This window comes from Ulvibacter antarcticus (genome assembly GCF_003688405.1).
GTDB classification, from domain to species: domain Bacteria; phylum Bacteroidota; class Bacteroidia; order Flavobacteriales; family Flavobacteriaceae; genus Ulvibacter; species Ulvibacter antarcticus.
This window is the reverse complement of record NZ_REFC01000013.1, coordinates 65,203-90,013: the sequence shown is the minus strand read 5'-3', so window position 1 is coordinate 90,013 and position 24,811 is coordinate 65,203. Positions and strand designations below refer to the sequence as shown.

At 37.9% G+C, this 24,811-nt stretch carries 16 protein-coding genes; 6 read left to right on the top strand and 10 right to left on the bottom strand.

Annotated elements, in window-relative coordinates; genetic code table 11:
• Positions 1-4 precede the first annotated feature (4 nt).
• Positions 5-1,534, bottom strand: a complete 1,530-nt coding sequence (guaA, locus tag BXY75_RS09245; protein WP_121907468.1) for a glutamine-hydrolyzing GMP synthase — start codon at positions 1,532-1,534, stop codon at positions 5-7.
• A gap of 182 nt (positions 1,535-1,716) precedes the next feature.
• Between guaA and BXY75_RS09240 the strand changes: the two genes are divergently transcribed.
• Complete coding sequence (locus BXY75_RS09240; protein ID WP_121907467.1) at positions 1,717-3,540, top strand: flavohemoglobin expression-modulating QEGLA motif protein; 1,824 nt, start codon at positions 1,717-1,719, stop codon at positions 3,538-3,540.
• Positions 3,541-3,546: 6 nt separating this feature from the next.
• Positions 3,547-4,590 (top strand): glutathione synthetase, encoded by a 1,044-nt coding sequence (locus tag BXY75_RS09235; RefSeq protein ID WP_121907466.1) that lies wholly within the window; start codon positions 3,547-3,549, stop codon positions 4,588-4,590.
• A 2-nt stretch (positions 4,591-4,592) separates the two neighbouring features.
• On the opposite strand, the gene bshC is transcribed toward BXY75_RS09235, so the two are convergent.
• Positions 4,593-6,188 (bottom strand): bacillithiol biosynthesis cysteine-adding enzyme BshC, encoded by a 1,596-nt coding sequence (gene bshC / locus BXY75_RS09230; RefSeq protein ID WP_121907465.1) that lies wholly within the window; start codon positions 6,186-6,188, stop codon positions 4,593-4,595.
• Positions 6,189-6,403: 215 nt separating this feature from the next.
• Between bshC and BXY75_RS09225 the strand changes: the two genes are divergently transcribed.
• On the top strand, positions 6,404-8,887 hold the full coding sequence (locus tag BXY75_RS09225; protein WP_121907464.1) for a M14 metallopeptidase family protein: 2,484 nt from the start codon (positions 6,404-6,406) through the stop codon (positions 8,885-8,887).
• Between the two features lie 7 nt (positions 8,888-8,894).
• Here the strand turns inward: BXY75_RS09225 and BXY75_RS17015 are convergent, their stop codons facing one another.
• The 5 genes from BXY75_RS17015 to BXY75_RS09205 form a co-directional block, all read right to left on the bottom strand.
• Positions 8,895-9,125, bottom strand: coding sequence for a hypothetical protein (locus BXY75_RS17015; RefSeq protein WP_147437260.1), 231 nt, complete (start codon positions 9,123-9,125; stop codon positions 8,895-8,897).
• A 96-nt stretch (positions 9,126-9,221) separates the two neighbouring features.
• Positions 9,222-10,463, bottom strand: coding sequence for a DEAD/DEAH box helicase (locus BXY75_RS09220; protein WP_121907463.1), 1,242 nt, complete (start codon positions 10,461-10,463; stop codon positions 9,222-9,224).
• Between the two features lie 334 nt (positions 10,464-10,797).
• Positions 10,798-11,250 carry a tRNA (cytidine(34)-2'-O)-methyltransferase gene (locus tag BXY75_RS09215; protein WP_121907462.1) on the bottom strand — a complete coding sequence of 151 codons (453 nt, stop codon included), beginning with the start codon at positions 11,248-11,250 and terminating at the stop codon, positions 10,798-10,800.
• A 23-nt stretch (positions 11,251-11,273) separates the two neighbouring features.
• A complete protein-coding gene (locus BXY75_RS09210; protein ID WP_121907461.1) occupies positions 11,274-12,479 on the bottom strand; it encodes an acyltransferase family protein in 1,206 nt (401 codons plus the stop codon).
• 103 nt (positions 12,480-12,582) lie between these two features.
• The gene (locus tag BXY75_RS09205; protein WP_121907460.1) at positions 12,583-13,050 is read right to left on the bottom strand and encodes a DinB family protein; all 468 of its coding nucleotides are present in this window, start codon (positions 13,048-13,050) and stop codon (positions 12,583-12,585) included.
• A gap of 636 nt (positions 13,051-13,686) precedes the next feature.
• On the opposite strand from BXY75_RS09205, the gene BXY75_RS09200 reads away from it, so the two are divergent.
• The 3 genes from BXY75_RS09200 to BXY75_RS09190 all read left to right on the top strand — a co-directional run bounded on the left by BXY75_RS09200 (position 13,687) and on the right by BXY75_RS09190 (position 21,986).
• Positions 13,687-16,707, top strand: a complete 3,021-nt coding sequence (locus tag BXY75_RS09200) for a CHAT domain-containing protein (RefSeq protein WP_121907459.1) — start codon at positions 13,687-13,689, stop codon at positions 16,705-16,707.
• Positions 16,708-16,984: 277 nt separating this feature from the next.
• Entirely contained in the window at positions 16,985-20,662 is a 3,678-nt protein-coding gene (locus BXY75_RS09195) for a VPS10 domain-containing protein (RefSeq protein WP_121907458.1), read from the top strand.
• Between the two features lie 157 nt (positions 20,663-20,819).
• Positions 20,820-21,986: an LVIVD repeat-containing protein gene (locus BXY75_RS09190; RefSeq protein WP_121907457.1), complete on the top strand. Its 1,167-nt coding sequence runs from the start codon at positions 20,820-20,822 to the stop codon at positions 21,984-21,986.
• Between the two features lie 79 nt (positions 21,987-22,065).
• Here BXY75_RS09190 and BXY75_RS09185 read toward each other — a convergent pair whose 3' ends face one another.
• From BXY75_RS09185 to BXY75_RS09175, 3 genes are all read right to left on the bottom strand, one after another.
• Complete coding sequence (locus BXY75_RS09185; protein ID WP_121907456.1) at positions 22,066-22,854, bottom strand: tetratricopeptide repeat protein; 789 nt, start codon at positions 22,852-22,854, stop codon at positions 22,066-22,068.
• Entirely contained in the window at positions 22,847-23,401 is a 555-nt protein-coding gene (locus BXY75_RS09180) for an RNA polymerase sigma factor (protein ID WP_121907455.1), read from the bottom strand. Before BXY75_RS09180 ends, BXY75_RS09185 begins: the two co-directional genes overlap by 8 nt.
• 155 nt (positions 23,402-23,556) lie before the next feature.
• Positions 23,557-24,807 carry a glycosyltransferase gene (locus tag BXY75_RS09175; RefSeq protein ID WP_121907454.1) on the bottom strand — a complete coding sequence of 417 codons (1,251 nt, stop codon included), beginning with the start codon at positions 24,805-24,807 and terminating at the stop codon, positions 23,557-23,559.
• Positions 24,808-24,811 lie beyond the last annotated feature (4 nt).

Sequence of the window (24,811 nt, the reverse complement as noted above, 5' to 3'; positions counted from 1 at the left end):
ATGGTTATTCCCATTCTATGGTAGCCGGTGGTTTAGAACTTATGTCATACACTACTCTATTAACGCCTTTTACCCTGTTTATTATATGATTTGAAGTCTCCTGTAAAAACTCATATGGTAGATTCACCCAATCGGCGGTCATTCCATCAGTTGATTCTACTGCTCGCAAGGCCACTACTTTTTCGTAGGTTCGCTCGTCTCCCATAACTCCAACACTATTCACGGGTAGTAAAATTGCTCCCGCTTGCCAAACTTTATCGTAAAGATCCCATTTTCTTAGTCCGTTGATAAAGATTGCATCTACCTCCTGTAATATACGAACTTTTTCTGCTGTTATATCTCCAAGGATTCTAATTGCCAGTCCGGGACCCGGAAAAGGATGTCTTCCCAATAATTCCGAAGCTATACCCATCTCTTTTCCAATACGTCTTACCTCATCTTTAAACAACATTCGCAATGGTTCTACCACTTTTAACTTCATAAAATCCGGTAATCCACCTACATTATGGTGCGATTTAATCGTTACCGAAGGTCCGTTTACTGAGACGCTTTCAATAACATCGGGATAAATGGTTCCCTGAGCCAGCCAATGGACACCTTCAACCAAATGTGCTTCCTGGTCGAAAATCTCAATAAAGGCATTTCCAATCGCTTTTCGTTTTTCTTCAGGATCACTTTTTCCACTCAAAGCTTTCAAGAAGTGTGCCGAAGCATCGACTCCTTTCACGTTAAGCCCCATGCCTTTATACTGATCTAAAACGCTATCGAATTCATTCTTCCGAAGTAAACCGTTATTGACAAAAATACAATACAGATTCTCTCCAATCGCTTTGTTCAGTAGTATTGCAGCAACAGTCGAATCTACTCCTCCACTCAATCCGAGCACCACTTTGTCATCACCCAACTTATTCTTTAGTTCCTGAACTGTAGTATCTACAAAAGCTGCAGGAGTCCATGATTGCTTCACGCCGGCAATATGTACTAAGAAATTTTCAAGAAGTTGTTTCCCATCTGTTGTATGGTATACTTCAGGATGAAATTGGATTGCAAAGGTTTCTTCCCCTTCAATGCGATAGGCCGCATTCATCACATCATTGGTACTTGCTAATCGTACGCCATCTTTAGGTAATTCTGCGATCGTATCACTATGACTCATCCATACATGAGTTCCCTCATCGATTCCTGAAAACAAACCATGATGATCATAGATCGTCTCCAATTTAGCACGTCCATACTCCCTAATATCAGATGGCGCTACCAATCCACCGTTAAAATGTGCGAGATATTGTGCTCCATAACACACTCCTAAAAGTGGTATTTTCCCTTTAATATTTGATAAATCCGGATGAGCAGCATTATCGCCCCGTACCGATAAAGGACTACCTGAAAGTATTACGGCTTTAAAAGGTTCTAAATTTTCCGGAATTTTACTATAAGGGTGGATTTCACAGTAAATATTGAGTTCTCGAACACGTCTTGCAATAAGTTGTGTGTACTGCGATCCGAAATCTAAAATGAGGACATTATTTTGCATAGGCAAAAGTAAATTAAAAAAGTAAGTTGCCTAAAACCAATTTCAAAAAATTTAAGATATTTTTCAACGAAGTATTAAAACAAAATGAAACGTTATAAAACCTGATTTTTCCGTTAAATCTATCCTAAATGTAGGCCTCGCCACTGTTAAGAAGAATCGATTTATAGTAACTTTAGAAATCTATGATCGATGAGGTTTTAATAACACAAATTTGTAAAGATTTGGAAGATAATCTTCCAATTAATGAATCACTACCAGAAAATGGCATTCTACATATAGATAAACTACTTCCCTATATCTGTATCTATCGCTATAAAAATACAGACCTATTGTTTTCCGGACTTTTAAAAACACAGGGATCCTATTTGATTGTTCCAGAAGCTGTGGATATTTCGAATTTAGTCGATTGCCTTTCAACAACCATTTCAAAAAAATTAAATGCCTTTTTAATAATTGAAATGTGGCCGGTAAGAAAAGATCATCAGGCAGAATTTGATATTTCTTGCCCTGAAGGAAAAGCACCCGCGACCATAAACGCTCTGAAGGAAGGAATTGATGAGATGCGAATAATTTATCCCGAAATTTCTGCCGTTGTTTCTGATACAAAGTATCGCTATCCAAAACATCTGAAACCCTTATTGGATATCGATGAAACAAAAGAATCCGGAACACTGATTATTGGTTTGCAAGTTCCAACAATCTATGAGAGACCGGAAGAAAATGAAATTTTTTCCATCTTTTACAGAAAGTTTGCTTCCCGTCTCTCCGAAATAATCAAAAGAACAGTTTTTGAGTTTATTCGAGTCCAGACATCAAATCCGTACCGTAATTACTTAATGTTGGGGAAAACGAATATCGATAAAATAACTCTCCAATCAGATGATCAATTGGCCGATATTAGTGAAGGAATGTCATTTCTTCTGCGAACAACACCGGTAAATAGTACACAGCAATGGAAGAAATTCAAAGAAAATAATTTTAGCAAAATTCCTTCCTTTAATTATCGCTTAATAGCACTCGACCCTGAGCTGGAAAAACGAAAACTGTATGATATTGCGTTGGACAAAGTCGACGATCCAACACTTGCATTTATATTGAGAGATAAAAGATTGGAAATCGAAAAACAACTCACCATGTTGGAGGAAAGAGGAACCGACAATTTTAGGTTTATTGGTGAAAGTCTATATGGAGCGGTAGAACCATCAGTATTAGAAAGTGCATACGCTATATTGAAAGCGTATCCTGAGACCGACACAGTTGGAAATACTCAAAAATTTGATTGTCATGAATTTGCTTTCCATGCACAGAAGGAACTAGACTACTATCAAGAGAAATTTCCGCGTTTGAAATTGTGTTTGGAAATAAGAAAGGATGTCGCCGGTATTATGGTTTCGGAAACAAACCTATTTATTAGCGATCAACTTTCTATGGACGCCAGAAGGTGCGATGCGCTCATCCAACATGAGGTAGCCACCCATATCTTGACGTATTGCAATGGTAAAAATCAACCCATAAAACAAATGTACGCCGGTTTTGCCGGTTACGATCAGCTACAGGAAGGATTGGCTGTCCTCGCAGAATATCTGGTTGGCGGACTTACCGTGAATCGGCTTCGATTGTTAGCCGGGAGAGTGATAGCTGCCGATAGCTTGACGTCAGGGGCTACCTTTCTCGAGACATTTCAATTATTATATCGCTCACATAATTTTTCCGATAGAACTGCCTATTATATTACGATGCGTATTTACCGAGGTGGAGGGTTAACTAAGGATGCAGTTTATTTAGCCGGATTGGTTCATGTGATACAATATATTAAAGAAGGTGGAAATCTTGAAACACTTTACACTGGGAAATTTAATACAAATCACGTGATCCTGATAGAAGAATTATTACAAAGAGGTGTGCTTAAGCCTCCAATATTACCTCGCTTTTTGGAACGGGATGATGTAAAAAAGCGAATTGAAAAATTGAAGAATGGAATTAACTTAATTGATCTTATAAACTAAAAAACAATGAAAATAGCATTTATAATAAACGACCACGCAACTGAAAAGCCAAACTTTACAACACCAGCACTAGGATTTTCAGCCTACAAAAGAGAACATGAAGTTTATTTCATTGGAGTTGGCGAACTGGCGTACGCTAGTGATGGTCATCTTTCAGCGAGATGCAAAACTATAAGTGGTAAAAATTTTAAAACACAGGAAACTTATTTCAAGGCAGTTCAAAAAGAAGAATTTACGCGAATCACATCAAAAGAATTAGATGTTTTATTTCTTCGAAATGATCCTTCCGATGAAATCAACGAAAGAGAATGGGCTCAAAATGCCGCATTCATTTTTGGAGAAATCGCCACAAGAGATAATGTAATCGTTTTAAATCACCCAAGTAGTTTAGCCGGTGCCGTAAATAAGATGTATTTCCAACATTTCCCGGAAATTCTCAGGCCAAAAACCATTATTTCAAGAGACCATGCAGAGATTAAAGAATTTTTCGCGGCTCAAAAGAATAAGATGATTTTAAAACCTTTACAAGGTTCAGGAGGAACAAATGTGTTTATGATGGATAAAAAAAATGAACATAATCTCACTCAAACCATCGATGCAATTTGTCGTGACGGATTTGTAATCGCACAGGAATATCTTCCGGAAGCTAAAAATGGTGACACACGACTCTTTTTAATGAATGGTGAACCACTTAAAACGCCAGATGGAAAATATGCAATAATGCAACGCGTAAATGCAAGTGGCGATATTCGCAGTAACATTCATGCTGGTGGCCGCCCTCAAAAAGTAAAAATGAACGATACTATTTTAGCTTTGGCGGAGATTGTTCGTCCTAAACTAGTTCAGGATGGAATGTTCCTGGTTGGGATCGATATTGTAGGTGATAAATTAATGGAGATTAATGTCTTTAGTCCTGGAGGGTTAAATGTGATGGGTCAAATGTACGATGCCGACTTCGCCACAGAAGTGATCAAATCTATCGAGAAGAAGGTGCATTATAATAACGTTTATGAAGACTACTTGTTTAATAGCCGGTTAGCGACACTGTAGTATTATAATTCTAATATCGTGAATTCGTGATGAAGTGGGTCCAGATTTTCTTTTAATTCTGAAAGCAGTATGTCTCCGTACTCCAAATAGAATTCAGAGAAATTTAAAGTACGTTCCTGCAAACCTTGATTTGGAAATAGTTCGTTCTGAAGCTCGGTTAAGCGTTCCAACTCATCTTTCAATTTTCGTTTCTGTGCTTTTAAAAGTCGCTTCTCGAGATGATCCAGACCGTTCAACTGCTTCTTTTCCTGCGCTCCAACAGCACCTTTGAAGGAAGCATCTGTTTTTTCAGCCAAGTTGTACAGGTCTTTAAATTGTTGTTCTAAATGTGTGCGCTGAGTTGAAAAATCGATAGCTACCTCCGAAATCTGATGTGTATGTTTCGTTCTAAGATCCGATTGTTTCAGAAAAAGCGACTCTAAAGGCACTTCCATTTTTTTAAGCTTTTCTGAAAGATAGGTTGGCATTAATAGCACCGAATTCCGAAGTAACAATACCGGAAAGGGAACAGACACACTTTCAAAATAATCTTTTAACTGCAACCAATACGCCACTTCTCCACCACCACCTATATAACACAAATTAGGCAAGATCACCTCCTGATACAGAGGACGAAGTAGCGCATTCGGTGAAAACTTTTCAGGAGCAGCCTCTATTAATTCCAACAACTCATCCTTCGAAAATTCTAAGGTGGTTTCATTAATATAAAACCGCCCGTCTTTTTCGATGATTCTTTCCCGAATCCCCTTGTCCAAATAGAATAAATTAATCTCCCTTGGATGCACCTGTTCCGGATACCCCAAAGCCGTTAATTTTTGAGTAGTTTTCGTGATTTTATTAAAAGAAAGCTGTGATTCAATTTCTTTATGAGCGTATGGAACGAAGGCTTTTTTTAAATCGGTATCATTCCCGTCAACAATGACAAGTCCATATTTAGCGAACAAGGCATTTCCTAAATCGCGAGTTGCCTCAGCAAGATTATCATGTTTTAGATAAGCTTCAGAAAATAGCGAACTTAACGCCTTGCCATTTTCAGAATCTCCAAACTGCTTCAGTAAAATAGCGGCGACATCAGCTAGTCCTTCGGTTGACAATTCTCCTACAGCACCGCCATCTTTCCGTTTCCACTGCACCTTTTTTCCGAAGAGATTAAAATAATTAATTTCTTCAAAATCATGATCTTCGGTTGCCATCCAGTAAACCGGCACAAAATTCGAATCAGGATATGCCTTCTTTAATTGCTCGCTAAGATTAATAACTGAAAAAATCTTGTACAAAAAATAAAGAGGACCCGTAAACAGATTTAGTTGATGTCCGGTTGTAATGGTAAAGGTGTTTTCTTCGGAAAGGGAAGTAATATTCTTTTGAGTGGCTTCGGAAAGTGTTATGTTTTTGTATTGCTTCTGAAGTGAGTCGACCAAAACAGCGCGAGATTCCGCAGAGAAGCTTTCCTTTTTTAATGCAATTTGCTTTTGAAAGTTGGCCAATTTCGGGAAGTTTCCGTAGAACTCCTGAAGCGACGACGCCTCATCTAAATAATCACACATTAGTTTCGAGAAGTAGCCGGTATCTTTATAAGCAATGGATTGTTTGGTCATAGGGTAATTCAGAAATAATGCTGTAAAAATAGCTACTTTAAATTGTAAAAATTTTAAAGTTACGTTAATTCACCCAAAAAGTAACCATTTCAGATTTTACACAGAACAAAAATGCGATCTCTAAAAAATAGTAAAAACAAGATGCTTCGGATTATAAAATTCTTTATGGCTATTCCCGTATTCTTTAGTAGATTTAACGAATTAAAATACAATCTATGACTCGCGGTATCACCCTCCTACTTTTACTTATAACTACGCTTACGAATGCTCAACTACAATCACCTTCAGAATTTCTAGGGTACGAACTTGGCAGTGAATTTTCGCGACATGCAGACGTGGTACGATATTTTGAGCATGTAGCTTCTGAAAGCAATATGGTGAATTACGATTTCTACGGAAAGACGAACGAACGCCGCCCCTTGAGTTATGCCATAATTTCTTCCGAAGAAAACATAAAAAACATCGAAAAAATTCGTACCGACAATCTGAAGCAAACGGGTATTGAATCCGGGACCGCTAATCCCGAAACCGCCATCGTTTGGCTTAGTTATAATGTACATGGAAATGAAGCTTCCAGCACCGAAGCGGCTATGATCACCTTGTACAAGCTCATTACTGAAAATCAACAATGGTTAAAAAATACTGTCGTTATTATAGACCCGTGTATTAATCCCGACGGACGCGATCGATATGCGAATTGGTACAATCAGGTAAAATCTACGCCTTATAATGTCCTTCAATCTGCAACAGAACACAGTGAACCTTGGCCGGGAGGACGTCCTAATCATTATTTGTTCGACCTTAATCGTGACTGGGCATGGGCAACACAGGTTGAAAGTCAACAACGGCTAAAAATATACAATCAGTGGATGCCACAGATTCACGTAGATTTTCACGAACAAGGAATAAATGATCCTTATTATTTTGCGCCGGCTGCAGAACCTTATCATGAAATTATAACACCATTTCAACGAGAATTTCAAATTGAGATCGGTAAAAACCACGCGCGTTATTTCGATGATAAAGGCTGGTTATTCTTCACTGGCGAATTGTTTGATCTATTATATCCAAGCTATGGTGATACCTACCCGATGTTTATGGGTGCCATCGGAATGACTTACGAACAAGCAGGTCATGGGCGTGCCGGATTAGGAATCAACACCGATGAAGGATTTGTACTTACATTAGAAGACCGAATTGCACATCATACCACTACCGGTTTATCTACGGTCGAAATGGCTTCAAAAAATGCCAAACGCTTAAATTCTGAATTTCAGAAGTTCTTTAAAAATGATGGATTAAAGTACAAAAGTTATGTGCTGAATGGCAATCCGGACAAAATCCTTTCGCTTACCAAATTATTGGATAAACACGATATCACTTATGGTTTTTCAAGTGGAGGAACAGTTAGTGGCTTCAATTTTATCGAAGCCAAAAACGGAAGTATGAATAGCCAAGGCGCTTTAGTAGTAAGTACCAATCAGCCAAAAGGCAAAATGATAAAGGTACTTTTCGAGCCGGAAGCCAAACTGGATGATCCGTTAACCTACGATATTACGGCCTGGAGTATTCCATATGCTTATGGTTTGGACGCTGTAGCGAGTACATCATTGGTGAAAGCCGACAATAAAATCATAAAACGGCAGGTACTAAATACTGAATTGCCTTCGGGTGCCGGATATATTGCCGGTTGGGATGATATTAGTGACGCAACTTTCTTAGCTGCCCTGCTGCAAAAAGGTATTAGAGTCCGTTTTTCCGAAAAGGAACTGCAATTTGGTGGTCAAAGCTTCGGAAGAGGTAGTTTGGTAATCACCAAAAGTGATAATAGGACAAACAAGGATTTTCATAAAACAGTTGTAAAAATTGCGAACGAGAATCAGAAGGAATTATACGCTGCTAAAAGTAGTTTTAGTGATAACAGAATCGATTTTGGATCGGCTAATATAAAGATTATAAACGCTCCAAAAATCGCAATGTTAAAAGGCAAAGGTGTCTCATCCCTGAGTTTCGGTGCGGCATGGCACTTTTTCGAAACACAATTACAGTATCCGGTCACGAATATAGATACCGACGATTTTAAGCAGATTGACCTTTCAGAATTCAATACACTTATACTGCCAGAAGGATGGTATTCTGATGTACTAAACGATTCTACTTTAAGCATTGTTAAAGATTGGATAAAGGAGGGTGGAAAACTCATTACAATTGGAAGAGCTGTGAGTGCATTTAAAGACAAAGATGGCTTCGGATTGAAAAAGAACGAAGATAAAGCTAAAGATTCAGTTGCTATTAAAAAAGGAAAACTCACTCCTTACGATCAACGTGAAAGAGAAAGTGTAAAAGATTTTATTACAGGTAGTATTTATAAGGTAACGCTCGATGCCTCACACCCTTTGGCTTTTGGCTACGGCAGTAGCTACTTCAGCTTAAAACAAGGTGGGAGCTCTTATGCCTTTTTAGAGGATGGTTATAATGTGGGATATATCAATGAGGATGCCGTGAGTGTCTCTGGTTTTTCAGGTATTGATGCCAAAGCCGGGCTTAAAAATTCACTTGTTTTTGGGGAAGATAGAATCGGAAAAGGAAGTGTTGTTTATCTAGTTGACGACGTACTGTTCCGATCTTTTTGGGAGAACGGAAAGTTGTTTATCGCCAACGCGATTTTCTTTGTGAACGATATTAAGTCGGATATGTAAACTTCCTTTAGTCTCGATCATCCTTCGGTAGATATATCGAATTTATATCATTCATAACAATTACTGCATCGGCTTGATAATATTTTTCAGACCGGATAACATGATATAGCCAATCAAAATAATTTTCTGAACGCCTATTGAACGGATAATTTAATTCTTTTTCCATCTTCTTTACATTTAAATAGCAAAGAGAAAAGACTATTGTAGATTGACGGGCAAGATAAATGTAGGAAATCATTTACACTTGAGATAATCTTACGTAATCTTTTTCGTACTTTTTAGAGGAAATGAAAAGAATTATGGTTAAACGGAAGTTCTAGCTACTTTATTTAGCTTAATACCAGCGCTTTTTATTCTTTTTTGAAGCAGCCGATTTTCTACCTGACTTATGTTTGCTTCCTGTTTTCTTCTTTTTATGAATAGGAGGTTTTGCCTCAGGATCAAGTGGAAAAAGGTGATCTTCAACAACCTTGATGGGCTTCTGAAGTAGTTTCTGAATCTCCTTCACATACTTTTTTTCATCGGCAGCACACAAGGAGTACGATGTCCCCGATTTTCCTGCACGCCCAGTTCTTCCAATTCGATGGATGTAAGTTTCCGGAATATTAGGCAAGTCGAAATTAATTACCGCATCAAGATCTTCAATATCAATACCACGAGATGCTACATCGGTGGCGATAAGAATATTTACTTCACCGTTTTTAAACTTGTTCAAAGCAGATTGACGCGCACTCTGAGACTTATCTCCATGGAGACTATCTACTTTAAAGTCATTCTTAATCAATGTTTGTTCAAGTTTGTCTACACCATTTTTTGTTCTTCGGAAAACTAAGATGTTGCCTTTTATTTCATTCCGAAGTAAATGCAAACACAACTCGATTTTGGAAGGTTTTGGCACGTAGTACAACAACTGAAGCACTCCGCCAGCCGCTGCCGCTGTAGGTGAAATTTCTATTCTTTCCGGATCGGTCAAGATGGATTTTGCCAATTGAATCACCTTTATTGGCATAGTAGCCGAAAATAAAAGGGTCTGCTTGTCTTCCGGACACATACGATCAATCTTTAAGACATCATCAATAAAACCCATGTCCAACATTAAATCGGCCTCGTCTAAAACCAGTATTTCTACCTTGTCCAAATTAATAAATTCTTGCTTTCGAAGATCAAGCAATCGACCTGGGGTAGCAATTAAAATGTCCACTCCTTTTTTGAGGATGTCTTTCTGTGGCTCAATGGACGTACCACCAAAAACTACCGCTGTTTTAAGATTTGTATACTTTCCGTAGGCTTTAAATTCTGCTTCAATTTGTACTGCTAATTCCCGGGTAGGACTTACAATTAAAGCCCTTATCCTTTTGTTTTTCTTTGTCGCATCTTGTTGATGAAATAATAGTTGCAATATTGGTAAGGCAAAGGCAGCCGTCTTTCCAGTTCCTGTTTGGGCTGAGGCAATTAAATCTTTTTTATCCAAAACCAAAGGAATAGCCTGTTTCTGAACTTCAGTTGGGCTATCGTAGTTCTTCTCAAAAATTGCTTTTAAGATTGGTTTGTTTAAAGCGAGTTCGGTAAAGTGCATAGGTTTTTACAAGATATTTGTGCAAAGATAGTGTAAAAGTTGGGTGGGGCTTCAGTTATGAGATTTTAGATGTGGGATTTAGTGGTTAGTTGTTAGTTGTTAGTTGTTAGTTGTTAGTTGTTAGTTGTTAGTGAAAATATGTTACTTCAAGTGATTATAATAACTCTATTGATAATATCGAGAACTTCTCGATACTATTTTAAGATTGCTACGCATCCTAAAATCACTCGAAGTGACAGATGAACTCTTTAATAGGAATTGTCGCTAAGAATCAAATTTTATAGCACTGTCACATCGAGCGGTCCGCCACAGGCGGATTGTATCGAGATGAAGCCTATCTCAAATTCCGAAGTCCTTCATAAACCACAACGCTAACAGCATTTGCAAGATTTATGCTTCGGATGTGTTCGCTGTGTATTGGGATCTTGAACAAACGATCCTGATTCGCATCGGTTAGACCCGTATCAAGGCCAACGGATTCCTTTCCGAAGATAAAAAACAGGTTATCTTCAAAATTGATATCCCAATAATTCTGTGTTCCATGACTGGATAAAAACGCCATTTTTTTATCGGCATGCACCGCAAAGAATTCTTCCTGATTTTCATAGATCGCTAAATCCAGATGCTTCCAGTAGTCGAGTCCTGCCCGTTTAACACGTTTATCGCTTAACTCAAATCCGAAGGGTTTTACAAGATGTAATTTACTTCCGGTCGCCAGCGACAGCCTTCCAATATTACCTGTGTTATTAGGAATTTCGGGTTCTATTAATACGATGTTAAATGACATGAATAATGATTAAAATAATTGGATTATTGAACGGATTGCTCTTTTGGAACGGCCACCACCTTATGATTCCTCAATTTATTGTTTCCGAAGTCCATAAAAGGTTTTTCGATTAAATAATAGATTCCGGAGGCCAATAAAATCGCCCCTAAAATACTAAGAGCATACATGGCAACCATCGATTTACCATCGATCCCCAAATTAATAAAAAATACAATGGCAATCTCGTGAGTTAGATACAAACTATAGGAAATAGTACCTACATACACCAACCATTTCGGGCTTCTTAGCGTACTATTTTTGTTCACCAAATAGGCGATCATAACTCCAAAACATAATGCAAAAGGAAAATAATCATAGGATTCCACGTCGATAATTAAAAATAATAACGCGAACGAGGCTAATGCTAGCAGAAGATGCCAACGATTCACCTTTTCGAATAATGTGCTTTTCTTAAAATGCATGGCTCCCATGAGACAACCAAGTGCAATGCAATCGTATCTATAAAAATTAATATACAAGGCCCAACGATTACCAACAGGAAGTTCGTAACCATAAATGGCAATATACTTTGCAATCAAGAAGATAATAAAAAAGATAAAAACACCTTTGATAAATCGTTTCTTAAGAAACACAAAAACCCACGGAATAATTATATAAAAAATCTCCTCAACACCAATGGACCAGGTAGGTTCGGCGAAGGGAAGAATATTGTTGTGGATTAAAGGAATCTGTGGAAGAAAGAAAAGGAAATACCAGTAATTATCGGAATTCTCACGTGCATCTATAAGAAAGTCCGGAACATTGAATTCTAAGATTGAGACATGGGGTAATACCCAAATTGCCAGGATAATAACGAAGAAATAAAGTGGCCAAATTCGAAATATTCTTCCAATATAAAAATCACCCACACTCCATCTGTTTGTCTCGATGCGCCTGAGAATACTCATAGTAATTAGATAGCCACTTAGTACGAAAAACCCTGTGACCGCAACTCTTCCCAGATGGTAAATAATTGGGTTTAGATAGTCATCTGAATGTCCAAAATACAACCGGATTAATTCCACATGACTCACCAATACCATTAGTGCCAATATACCTCGCATTGCTTCTAAATGGAGGTTTTTTTTAGTGACAGTTTTCTTTGTCTTGGTGATTTCCTCGGTTATAGTTTTGCTGGAATTACCAACTTTCCGGGAGGTCTTTTTTTTACTGTGTTTTTTCCGGGTCATTTTGGAAGTCGATAATTGTCGAGATATTTAGTTTAGTTGTTGTTCATACAAACATACGAATTACAAATGGTTGTAAGTTTAAGTGTTTTTGAAGCAATCCTTTTTATTTCTGTGAATGCATCTTTTTCAAAATAACAATTTGTCCCAAATGATAATGACAATGTTCAATAATACCGTGAATATTGCTGTAATAATTCCCGTATTTCTCATCAGTAAAAGGCTCCCAAAGTTTTGATTCTTCTAGTTGTGCAATTAATTCTGAAACTTTTTTTGCTTCGGAAAGCGATTTCGTTTTCATTGACTGCCAGTCTTTATCCGACTTCACTTCCAGGTGATCGAAGCTCAGGGCATCTTTGGCTTCTAACGAACCCCCTTCAAGTACTTTTAACAAAGCATTTATATAGTAATTGCTGTGATAAACCAGCGCAGTAATACTATTGAAAGTTGGAAGCTTCTTATTTGCCTGCTTCAAAGGTATGTCTTCAAGTACTTCTTTGTAATTAGCCACAGACCAGTTGCCGCCGAAATAGATATTATTTAAGTGACTCGCAATTTGTGTACAAAGGTTCATGATTAATCGATTTTAAATTAATTCAGAAAATAACAACAAGCTATCTTCTGAACATTAAAATTAAGAAAATTGCCGATAATTAGAGAAGCCTACTTTCTTATGTTGATGAAATCTGGAAATTTTTAAAACAAATAAAGCCCGTTATAATAACGAGCTTTATGATTGTCCTTGTTAACCAAAGTAGCAATATGGCAACAAAGAATTTAATATTCAACCAGTAAGTAGCATTACTGGGGTAACCTCAAGGTAAATGTAATTATGATTCGCAGTAAAAACAATACGTAAAAACACGTATATTTCATATAATATCCTGATAAACAGCATAAAAAAAAGCCCATTTGCATGCAATGAGCTTTTTAAACCTTATTTCCTACAGTAGCAATATAGGAAAACAAGAAAATAGTTTGGACGACAACTTGCGTTGTCAATCCCTAATTCTTTGTAAAAGTTAAACAGGAATAAGGAAAAAATCATAATCTTAACAGTTAATTAACTGTAAATCAGTTAAAAACATCTCTTTCCACGATAAATTACCACTTCGGATTAAAGAATCTTACGAAAATAGCACAAGACCCATTTTCAAAAGGAAAAATAAATATTCGTATCTTGTAATATGTGTAAATTCAATGATTTAGGGTGAAATCGTTACTACTTCTTAGCTTTATTTTTAGTTCCCTTTTTGTCACGCCACAACTTTGCGATTTTAATACACAAATTCGAGAAATAGATGCACTTATAAAACATGGAGATTTTAAAAATGCTTTGATTAAAACTAGCTCGGCTAAAGACTGCAATGACCTTTCCACCAAGGAGCTTATTACACTACTAAAAAGAGAATATCAAGCTTACAGGAACAATCGGGAATTTAAAGAAGCGAATAATGCTATTCTTTTCGCGAAAGAAACACTTATAAAAAATAATCTAACTCCAGATTTTGACCTTCACTTATTATTAGCAGAAAACTACGCAGCAACAAACGACCCGATATTATATAAAAAACATATTAAAAAAGTAACTGACAGCATTGCTTCACCATTTGGACCAAATTACGAGCTCCAAGGAAGACTTGAACGGACTATATTTCAACAAATAAATGAAGCCTCGCTACGCACAGAGGCGATAAATCATTTACTCGCCGCACTTGAGGCTTTTGATAAACTCGAGAACCCTCCTGTATATTATTATTATGAAACCCTCGGAAACTTAGGGAATAGGTATCGAAATGCAGGTGATTTTGACAAATCAAATTATTATTACTTTCAGGGAAGAGACTTTCTTCTGAAACATTATCCTTCCAATCACTATGAAATCGCTTACTTTAACTACCGTATTGCAAGTGTGTACTACGAGAAAATGGAATATGAATCAGCCCTCACTTATTACCTGCAGGCAAGGGAAGTTTGGATACATACTATGAAGCCTCAGGACAAATATATGCGCTACCTCAACGAGGCCATTGGTGATATGTATTGGGAACTCGAAGACCCTGAAAATGCGCTACTTTATTTTAATTATTCGATCGAAGACGAAAAAAAAGTGAATAATGACCTTAGTACCAAAACAATTGGCATTGCAGATAGCCTTATTAATTCCGGAAACTATGCTACAGCAATCGACTATTACAATGAAGCGTATAAGTGGAGGGAAAAAGAACTAGGTAAAAATAATGTTCAGACTGGCGCTTGCAAAAATTTTGTAGCAAGGGCGCTTCGGTTTTCGGGAGATACTGAAGCTGCATTAATCGCCTATCAGGAAGCGATTCAAATTCTAGTTCCAGATATGCGAGGTTTGGAGGAAATCTCTCAAACATCCTGGTATGAAAATCCGAGTCCTCAAATGAAGGTACAATCATCGCAGTACCTCTTTGAATCTTTAATCGCAAAAGGCGATCTACTTAAAGAATATTACTTAAAAACAAATGAGATAAGCGATCTGGAAGCGGCACTACAGACCTATGAAGCAACAATTACGCTACTAGAAAACCAAAAAAGCAATCAGCTCTCTGAAGCTTCAAGAGAATTTTGGACACAACGAACGCTAATTATAATCGAAAGCAGCATTACTACAGCCTTGGAATTGTTTCAAATAACGAATAACAAAGATTATCTTTCGAAGGCGTTTAGTTATTCTGAAAGAAGCAAAGCTTTATTATTATTAGCCTCACTCTACGATCAGGAAATTCGATCTTTTACAAATGTTTCCGAAGCTATTATTTCCGAAGAAATTAAATTAAAATCAGAAATCAACGATTACGCCGGAAAGATCCAGTCGGAAGAAAGCAGATGTGCCGAAACCAGAGGAAAAATGTTGAGTCTTTGGGTAACAAAACTGGATGCTTTACAAAATGAATATGATATTTTAATAAAAACCATCCAGGAAAAGCATCCTGAATATTATAATTTAAAATACGAGAGTCCTATCGCCACCGTAGCCGTGATTCAGGATCAAATTCTGGATGTAAATACTGCCATGATTAGCTATTTTGCAGGTAGTGAGAATAGCTACGTTTTTTTAATCACTTCGGAAGAAATTGCAATTCGTAAGCTGGAAGATACTCCACAATTATTTAAAGAGGTTAGTGAATTATTTACAAATCTAAGTTCACAAAATTTAGTGCAAACAGAGGCTCAGAAGACATATTTAAGCTTCACTGAAACATCCAGTTTACTTTACAACAAACTTCTGAAGCCTGAGTTATCGAATCACAATTTTTCGAAACTAATCATAATTCCCGATGGTAAACTTTACTACCTTCCTTTTGAAATTCTATTAAAAGAAACACCTATAAACAAACCAAGAGGATATAGGGAATTATCGTATTTGCTCAAAGAATATGCTATTTCCTATAGCCCATCTGCCTCCATTAAACTATTGGTTGAAAATGATAGAAACAGTAATGATGCTTATTTCGGTTTCGCTCCAAATTACGAGGGACAGTTATATATGGATGCCGAGCAAACAAGTAAAACCTTATCCTTGCTTCATTTTAATAAGAAAGAAATAGAATCTGGAGCTTCCTTATTTAAAGGAAGAAGTGAGATTGGGAAATTAGTTACTGAAGATCTTCTGAAGGATGTTTCTTCGGAAGCTGGAATTTTGCACCTCGCCATGCACGGTGCCATTGAAGACGAGCATCCCCTTTTGTCTAAATTATATTTCAATTCTTCCGAAGGAAATGATGGCATGCTTCATATTTACGAAATTTACAACCTCAATATCAAAGCGCAATTGGTCATTCTAAGCGCTTGTAATTCTGCATCAGGGAAATTAATTCGGGGAGAGGGAATTGCTAGTTTGGAGCGGGCTTTTCAATATGCCGGAAGCAAAGCACTCTTATCCACACTTTGGACTGTAGATGATGAAGCTTCTTTGCAACTCACAAAGAATTTTTTAACCAATATTCGGGAGGGAAATTCAAAAGATGTTGCCTTACAAAACGCCAAATTACAATACCTCAAGACTGCAACACCCGAAAATCTGCATCCTTTTTATTGGAGTAGCTTCAAACTCACCGGAAATACCGAGCCGCTTGCTCATAAGTCGAATACAGGTATAGTAGCTACAGGAATTGCTGCGATTACTATAATTCTAGGTGTTATTTTCTTCCGAAGAAAAAAAAGATCTCACAAACTGATTGATGCATCTTCAAAGCATTAAATATATCGATCAACTTAAAATTGTCATTGTATTAATACTCTTTCAGAAACCGAAAACACCCATCAAACTAGCTTTTTCAAGCTTCAGAACTAGCATTATTCTGGATGAACAACGTTATTTTCCGAAGTGAGTATCGTGAAAATTAAAGTTAATATTTCCAGACAAATTCTTCCGAAGCTATAAAAAGTATTCAAATCTAGGTTACAATTTAAATATGACAACTGACATAGTTGTGACTCCTCCCCTTATTTATTAGTTAATTTAAAATTTGATTATTATGAGACATGTAGACGACAGTACCGGCAACCCGCGAATAGAGCGCAAGACTAAGCAGAAAGCCAAAGAAAGAATTCAGGCGAGAGGAAATACAAATTTGAGTTTTGTGAGCAGTAACAATTTTTACTTCGGAAAAAGAATGCTATTAATTGCTCTATTTCTCTTCGGAATTGGAAGCGTCCAACTAAAGGCGCAGGAATATCAGGAATTAATTAGCAATCCGGTAGAAAATACGACACTCCAAGACATTCAGGATAGTGCTGAACTTTACTTTGCCAATAGAGATAAAGGTAAAGGCAGTGGTTATAAACAATATAAACGCTGGGAATATATCATGGAACGAAATACCAGTTCCGAGCGAAAAATTCGAAATTTAAGTAAAATGAATTGGGACGTTTATCAGGATGTCATTGCTTCTAGCCCACAAAGTAAAGTTGCTTCAAGCGATTGGGATAATTTAGGCCCTATAACCTATACTAATGGCGCTCTTGGCTATAATGGAGGTCTTGGAAGGGTTAACGTTATTGGATTTCATCCTACAGATGCTTCCACGATCTATATTGGAACCCCAGCTGGAGGTTTATGGAAAACAACCGATGGAGGTGCAACTTGGACTCCCATAGCCGATGCCCTGGCGAGTATAGGTATTTCTGGTATCGCCGTTGATCATGCAACACCTTCAACTATTTATGTACTTACGGGTGATGGTGATGGAGGAGATACTTTTTCTGTTGGAGTCATGAAATCCACAGATAGCGGTGCCAGTTGGGCATCAACAGGACTTTCGGCTTCGGTTACTACTAAAATTAGAGGTTTCAAACTCTTAATGCATCCAACAGACAGCGATATAATGTTTGTCGTGACCAATGCTGGTTTACTCAAAACAACCGACGGTTGGGCGAGTCATGCAATAGTGAAACCAGGAAGTTTCAGGGATATTGAATTCAAACCAGGGGACCCTTCTATTGTTTATGCCGTAGAGAAGGAAAAATTTTACAAGTCAACAGACACTGGAGCAACTTGGACTGAAATTACATCGGTTCTCCCCGCCGGCGAAAAAAGAATTGCAATAGCTGTAAGTCCTCATGACAGCAGTCATGTATATTACTTAGCAGGAGGTTCGGATGGGGCAGGAACTTTCAAAGGGCTGTATCTCTCAGTCGATTCTGGAGACTCCTTTAGTAGTAAGTCAACAACTCCTAATATATTAAGCTATGAAACAGACGGTACTGGGGTAGTGGATCAATCAGGTTATGATCTTGCGATGGCAGTAAACCCTTTAGATAAAGATAATATAATTACAGGCGGAATAAATATTTGGCGATCAACAGATGGAGGAGCTTCTCATACTGCGATCACAAATTGGAGTACACCGACGACTTTTGAGTACGTACATGCAGATATCCACGAATTGGTTTACAACCCATTAAACAATGTTTTGTATTGTGGTACAGATGGTGGAATTTCAAAAAGTACGGACGATGGAGTTACTTGGACAAACATCTGGGACGGACTCGAAATCATGCAGTTCTATAAAATTGCAGGGATAGAATCTGATCCTGATTTCATAATTGGCGGAACTCAGGATAATGGCACAAACATCTATACAGGGACTACGAGTGTGGAACATATTTATGGTGCAGATGGAGGTGACTGTATGATAGACTATACCGATAAGGAAACACTCTATTATGGCACTCAATTTGGAAACTTGCTTAAATCTACCAATGGAGGAGATTCATTTACTATGATAAAACCCGGTGGTGCCACAGGAAAGTTCGTCACTCCTTATGCAATGGACGCTACGGACCCAAGTATAATCTATGGTGGATATGATGATGTTTATCGAAGTACCGACAAAGGTTCGAGCTGGACCAATTTAGAATCGGATGGTAGAAATGCGATCGCGATAGGAGTCGATGATCCGGCAAGAATTTATGCGGCTAAGGATAATGTAATAACTACTTCCTCCGATACAGGCGCTACCTGGACGACAGTTACAGGTCCGTGGCCTACAAGTAAACATATTAACGAGATTGTCCTTGATCCAGATGATGCAACTAATGTTTGGGTTGGATTAAACGAATACGAGGCAGGTGAAAAAGTCTATGAATCTACAGACGCAGGGGCAACTTGGACTAATGTATCAGGCAGTTTACCCAACACACCTGTTGTAAGCCTTGTATATCAAGATACAGGTGGCAGTCCATCGGATGCTCTTTACGTAGGGATGGCAGTCGGGGTATATTATAAATCGGATTCAACCGCATGGACCTTGTATAATTCGGGTCTACCAAATGTCCCTATCTATGATTTGGAAATTAATTATGCTACTTGTAAGCTTCGAGCTGGAACTAAAGGTCGAGGTCTATGGGAAACAACACTTTACGGAGCAGTCCGAATTACGGATGTCGTTTTTACAGCTCCAACATGTCCGGGTGCTCTCGATGCAACTTTAACGGTAACTGCGAGTTGTGATCTATGTTCGTCAATAAAATATACAATAACACCGACAGATCCGACTGGGCCTTCGATAACTCAAATCGATGACGGCATTTTTGTAGGCTTAGCATCGAACTCATACGAAGTGACTGCTGAAAACAGCTCTTCTACCGCATGTATTACTTCTTGGACAGAGAATCTCGTGGTAATACCTTCCGGCGCCGACACCACTCCCCCAACTGTAAGTTGTATGGACATAACTGTTTTGCTTGGACCATCAGGAATGGTAACGATAGATGAAACAGATATAGATGCAGGATCTACAGACAATTGTGGAATTGATGTTATGAATGCTTCCCCAGACACTTTCGATTGTAGTGCTATTGGCACACCAGTAACCGTGACGCTAACTGCTACAGATGCTAGTGGAAATTCATCCACGTGTACAGCATTGGTCACAGTAGAAGACGACATTCCACCTGTTGCAAGTTGTACTGACACAACGATTTCACTAGATGCGTCAGGAAGTATTACAATTAGTCCTACTGATGTAGATTCTGGGTCATCCGATAATTGTGCAATTGATAGTATGACGGTTAGTCCGGATACTTTTAGTTGCACCGATATTGGAAGTCCGATTGTCGTTACTTTAACTGTTGCAGACTCAAGTGGAAATTCAGATACGTGTACAGCCACTGTAACAATAGAGGATAGTACAGGGCCGGATATTACTTGTCCCTTAGATCAGGAACATGAAATAGATATAGGTGATTTGTACGAAGTACCCGATTATTTTTTAACAGGGGAAGCGGTTGCCGTTGATAATTGTACTACTACAATCACAGTTACCTCGCAATCACCTTCAGCTGGAACAATGCTGGATATTGGCACTTATACTGTAACTGTTACAGCAGAAGATGATTATGGAAATGATTCATTATGTACATTTGAATTAACCGTGACCCATTTCTTAGGAGTTGGACAGAATACGTTAGAGAATTCGATTCTCATTCATCCGAATCCAGTTAATAGTATGTTGACTATCACGAACAGAGGCCAACTACTATTAGATCAAATTCGTATTTATGATATGTTGGGTAAATTGGTTTCAGAAACAAGTCTCATTAACATGGATACGGACCAGATCATCGATGTATCACGATTAAGCTCGGGACTTTATATAGTTCAGATTACAAGCGAAAGTTCGAGCTTGATAAAACAGCTATTAGTGGAATGATTACCAAGAACTTTAAATATTGCGTTTAGTATTAATAGAAGATCGTCAATTAGTTGACGGTCTTCTTCGTTACTAACTATCCCACAAATCAAAACATAGTCTAAACACTAATTCACAGTGTATTGCGTTTTAAAGAGAAGTTACTAAACCTCGCTTTATGAAAAGCTCTTCACTATATATTCTGTGCTTCTTTTTACTTCTACAAAGTTGCAGTAATAACGACAATGGTTCAGCAGACGATAATCCGGATCCTGAAAACATAGAATTTACAACTCTTTGGGAAAATGCCACCACGCCTCAATTACCTCAGGCAATGATTTATGATGTTGCGAATAGACCCTATTTTTATGTCGTCATGAAATCGGGCGGAGTCGCTATATATAGCGCTGACAATCCAGTCCCAATAACATCGGTCTCAACTGCCAATTTTGATAATCTTCATGCAATGAATATCACCCAACAGGGCAATTATCTATTTGTATCACTCGGTGATTTTTTTGGTGGCAATGCAAAGGCAGGAATGGCTATCATTGACGTTTCCAATCCGGAAACACCTCAAATAACCGATTATTGGTCAACTTCAACAGAGGTCAAAGGAAGTGCAGTTGTCAAAGTGGAAGGTGATTTCGCTTATCTAGGCGCAATGAATCAAGGTGTTTTTATATTGGATGTATCCAATAAGTCCGCTATAACGGAAATTTCACAATATATCCCAGATGTTGATTTTCCCATGCCTAATCCAACAAGTATTCAGGAGCCAAATGCCAGAGGTATGGCAATCGTAAATGAACTTCTATACTTGTGCTACGATGCTGGTGGATTACGTATCATCGATGTTAGCGACAAAGTAAATCCAATTGAAATTGGTCGGTATATTAACGAAGGTATTAATAAACAGCAGGCCTTTAACAACATTATTATAAACTGTTCGGTTGCTTATATTACGACCGATTTTTGTGGGGTGGAAATAGTAGATATTTCAGATCCTACCCATCCTATACAACTTGACTGGGTGAATCCTTGGGCATGTGAGACCAATGCCAATACATGGTTCAATAGTGACGGACATACAAATCAAATAGCTTATGATGCCGCTTCTCAACTAATATTTTTATCGTCGGGAGGTAGTGAAATGGTGGTTATGGACGTTGCAAATCCGGCTAATGCCTTCTTGGTTTCAACCTATGGTGATCGACATAACAATCAAGGGGCTTGGGGAATTGAACTCCATAACGATAAAATCTACTTGCTATATATTACGGCTATTGTTCCGTTTCCTTCTAATTTTGCAGGAATACGATGTATTCAATGGGAAGAAATGTAGACATTGTTAGATGTTAGATGTTAGATGTTAGATGTTAGATGTTAGATGAAAATAATTTATTTCTATTAACTACTAAAGTTTATTCTTTGATCTTCGTATTTAGAATATTTTCAGCTTCCTCATTTTTGTAGAATTTGCCCGCCACGATGGTTTCCAGTAATGCATAAGCTTCACTTTGCTTACCGGATTTCAGAAGCGCTAAAGATTTATACCATCGGGCTTGTTGATGATAATCATTGTCTGTTGCTAAAACCGAATCAAAGTTCTGAATCGCCATATTATAATCAGGTTGATTCTGTGCCATATAACTCACCCCTTTATAAAAGAAAACCTGAAAATCGGGAACGCCATTTTCGGCATTCGAAAAACGCTCTATTGCTTCCTCATATTCATTGTTGCGATATAACACCGTTGCCGCCTCCCAATTCACCTGTGCGGTCTCATTGTTATGCCTTGTAACTCCAGGAGGAGAATACACTTCAAAATGTTCGCTATACACATCCGAAACTGTGCTGCTACTATTAAAAATTCCAAATTGATAAATTGCAATAAATAATACTAGTATGGCGGCAATTGGAATCGCACGTTTTATCCATAAAGGCAAGACTCCTTTTTGCGTAACAACTTTTAAATTGCTGTTTTCTGAATCAAATGTTTGAGTAGAATCTTCGTTTTCAAAATGTTCGAGCTTCGCTTTTAATTCGAGTCGGCCGGCATCTTGAATAAGTTGATGTGCTGCCAAGGTGAGTTTATAGTTTTCCGAAAGTTCCTTATCGCCCTTCATCTTTGTTTCGAATTCACGGCTTTCTTCAGAAGTCATCTCTCCCGAGATAAAACGCTCTATTTCTATGTCGTATGAATTATTCATTTCCTTTTAATTTTTGTAGTAATCCAGGTTTATTCTGAATGAGCTCCTTCAATTTCTGAAGGCATTTATATTTTTTATTCCTTGCAATCTGTTCGCTGCTAAATTCCCCTTTTAAAACAATTTCTTTCATCGAAGCATTGTTGTACATGGTATCTACTAAGAGCCGTTTGCAACTATCTCCCAACTCCGTTAAAACTTCCAAAACGGCATTTTTATGTTCCTTTTCAATGATAACCGTCATCGGACTCTCTTGAAATTCGGGTGTTTCCAGCTTTTCGTGATGGGAACTTCGAACACTATTCTTCTTAATCTGATTGAGCCATTTAAAACGAGCTATCGAATATAAGTAAGTCCCAATCGCGCTATCCCCTTTAAATTTTCCCTGTCCAACATTCTCGTACATCGCTATCATCGCTTCTTGATAGACATCTTTTGCTTCTTCGGGGGAGCCACTATTTTTCATAATATAACTGCACACCATTTGTTTGTGTGTTCGGTAAACGATGCCTAATGCCTTGTTACGATCACGCTCCGGCCCGTTCATCATTTCAATTAATTCAATATCCGATTGTACTGTTTTGATAGTATGTCAGTTTTAAATATGGGTTTGTAATAAATTTATGAAAAAAAATGAAAGAAACTTTGTATTTGTCCAGCTGTTTAGTTGTTGCAAAAGGCATTAACTTACTGAATTACTGTCAATTAACCTCGCTTCTCTGTATTAATTTGCTCTTTTAAACTAATCCATTTACTCATGTATTTAGTGCTTTGCAACGATTGATGTACTAATATTTGCCCTAAAAAATGTGCTTTTCTGTGCTGATTTATAGTGAGTAAAAGTGATTTTATTTTTTCTTTAAATGCTTCGGAAAAACTTTCTTTCTGAAACCTTTGTCGCACAATTTCATAACCATTTTGCTGCGCTTTTAACCAATTTTCCTTCTGCATGTATAAGCTAACTGAAGCCTCCACAAAGTCGGGAACACTCTCTGCTATACTGCCACCATAAGGATATTGTCCGTTTATTCCTTCCGCACCAATAGGAGTCGTAACGGAAGGCGTACCGTATGTCATTGCCTGTAGTAATTTACCTTTTAAACCTGCTCCAAATCTCAGTGGTGCTAAGCAAACTTTTGCATTGCTTACTACTTGCGACGCATCTTCGACCCAGCCTTTAATTAAAAACCCCTCTTTCTCTGCATGCAGCTCTTTTATTCGCTGAGGCGCATATTCACCATAAATATGTATTTGAGCATCGGGAAGTTGTTTTCTTATAAGTGGCCAGATTTCCTTTTTTAAAAAGAGCACGGCATCTACATTTGGGGCATGAAATAAATTACCAATCGTATAGAAGTCGCGTCGTTCTTCGAAGGGTAATTCTCTATGTGTTTTCTCTTCGGAAGAGGTCTCGACCCATAACGGCAGATAGTGTAAAATTTCTTTAGGAACTCTAAAGGTATCTTGAAGCAGTTCCATTTCAACTTCTGAAATAATTAGAGATAAATCCGACCTTAAAATACTTGCGAGCTCTCTTTTGGCAGTTTCTGAAAACAAATTTGCCTCAGCAACATCTTTGTTATTCTTGATTGCTTCTTGTCTTGCCTTCCGAAGAAAATGAAGGTCTTCTGTATCTAGTATTCGCAAAGCATCTGGACAGTGTTCAGCGACCCGCCAACCAAATTGTTCCTCGGTGATATAACGGTCGAATAGCACTACCGTCGGCTTCAGTTGTGAAACGAACACATCGAAGCTGTCACTATTTAGTACTACCTTTTCAGTTTGTATTCCTAACATACTCAAATCCACGGTTCTTTCCGAAGCCCTTGCCGTACTAACAAAAGTGATTTTAAATTTATCTTCAGAAAAAAGCGATAAAATTTGCATCATTCGTCCGCCGGCAGCCGTAGTTGATGGCTCGGGAAACGTATGACCGATGACGAGTAACTTCTTCAAAATA

What these genes read in the sequence shown, in the direction of transcription:
- BXY75_RS09225 (WP_121907464.1), top strand. Translation starts at nt 6,404, where the DNA reads ATGACTCGCGGTATCACCCTCCTACTTTTACTTATAACTACGCTTACG.
- BXY75_RS09210 (WP_121907461.1), bottom strand. Translation starts at nt 12,479, where the DNA reads ATGACCCGGAAAAAACACAGTAAAAAAAAGACCTCCCGGAAAGTTGGT.
- BXY75_RS09195 (WP_121907458.1), top strand. Translation starts at nt 16,985, where the DNA reads ATGAGACATGTAGACGACAGTACCGGCAACCCGCGAATAGAGCGCAAG.
- BXY75_RS09220 (WP_121907463.1), bottom strand. Translation starts at nt 10,463, where the DNA reads ATGCACTTTACCGAACTCGCTTTAAACAAACCAATCTTAAAAGCAATT.
- BXY75_RS09190 (WP_121907457.1), top strand. Translation starts at nt 20,820, where the DNA reads ATGAAAAGCTCTTCACTATATATTCTGTGCTTCTTTTTACTTCTACAA.
- BXY75_RS09180 (WP_121907455.1), bottom strand. Translation starts at nt 23,401, where the DNA reads ATGATGAACGGGCCGGAGCGTGATCGTAACAAGGCATTAGGCATCGTT.
- bshC (WP_121907465.1), bottom strand. Translation starts at nt 6,188, where the DNA reads ATGACCAAACAATCCATTGCTTATAAAGATACCGGCTACTTCTCGAAA.
- BXY75_RS09185 (WP_121907456.1), bottom strand. Translation starts at nt 22,854, where the DNA reads ATGAATAATTCATACGACATAGAAATAGAGCGTTTTATCTCGGGAGAG.
- BXY75_RS09235 (WP_121907466.1), top strand. Translation starts at nt 3,547, where the DNA reads ATGAAAATAGCATTTATAATAAACGACCACGCAACTGAAAAGCCAAAC.
- BXY75_RS09215 (WP_121907462.1), bottom strand. Translation starts at nt 11,250, where the DNA reads ATGTCATTTAACATCGTATTAATAGAACCCGAAATTCCTAATAACACA.
- guaA (WP_121907468.1), bottom strand. Translation starts at nt 1,534, where the DNA reads ATGCAAAATAATGTCCTCATTTTAGATTTCGGATCGCAGTACACACAA.
- BXY75_RS17015 (WP_147437260.1), bottom strand. Translation starts at nt 9,125, where the DNA reads ATGATTTCCTACATTTATCTTGCCCGTCAATCTACAATAGTCTTTTCT.
- BXY75_RS09205 (WP_121907460.1), bottom strand. Translation starts at nt 13,050, where the DNA reads ATGAACCTTTGTACACAAATTGCGAGTCACTTAAATAATATCTATTTC.
- BXY75_RS09240 (WP_121907467.1), top strand. Translation starts at nt 1,717, where the DNA reads ATGATCGATGAGGTTTTAATAACACAAATTTGTAAAGATTTGGAAGAT.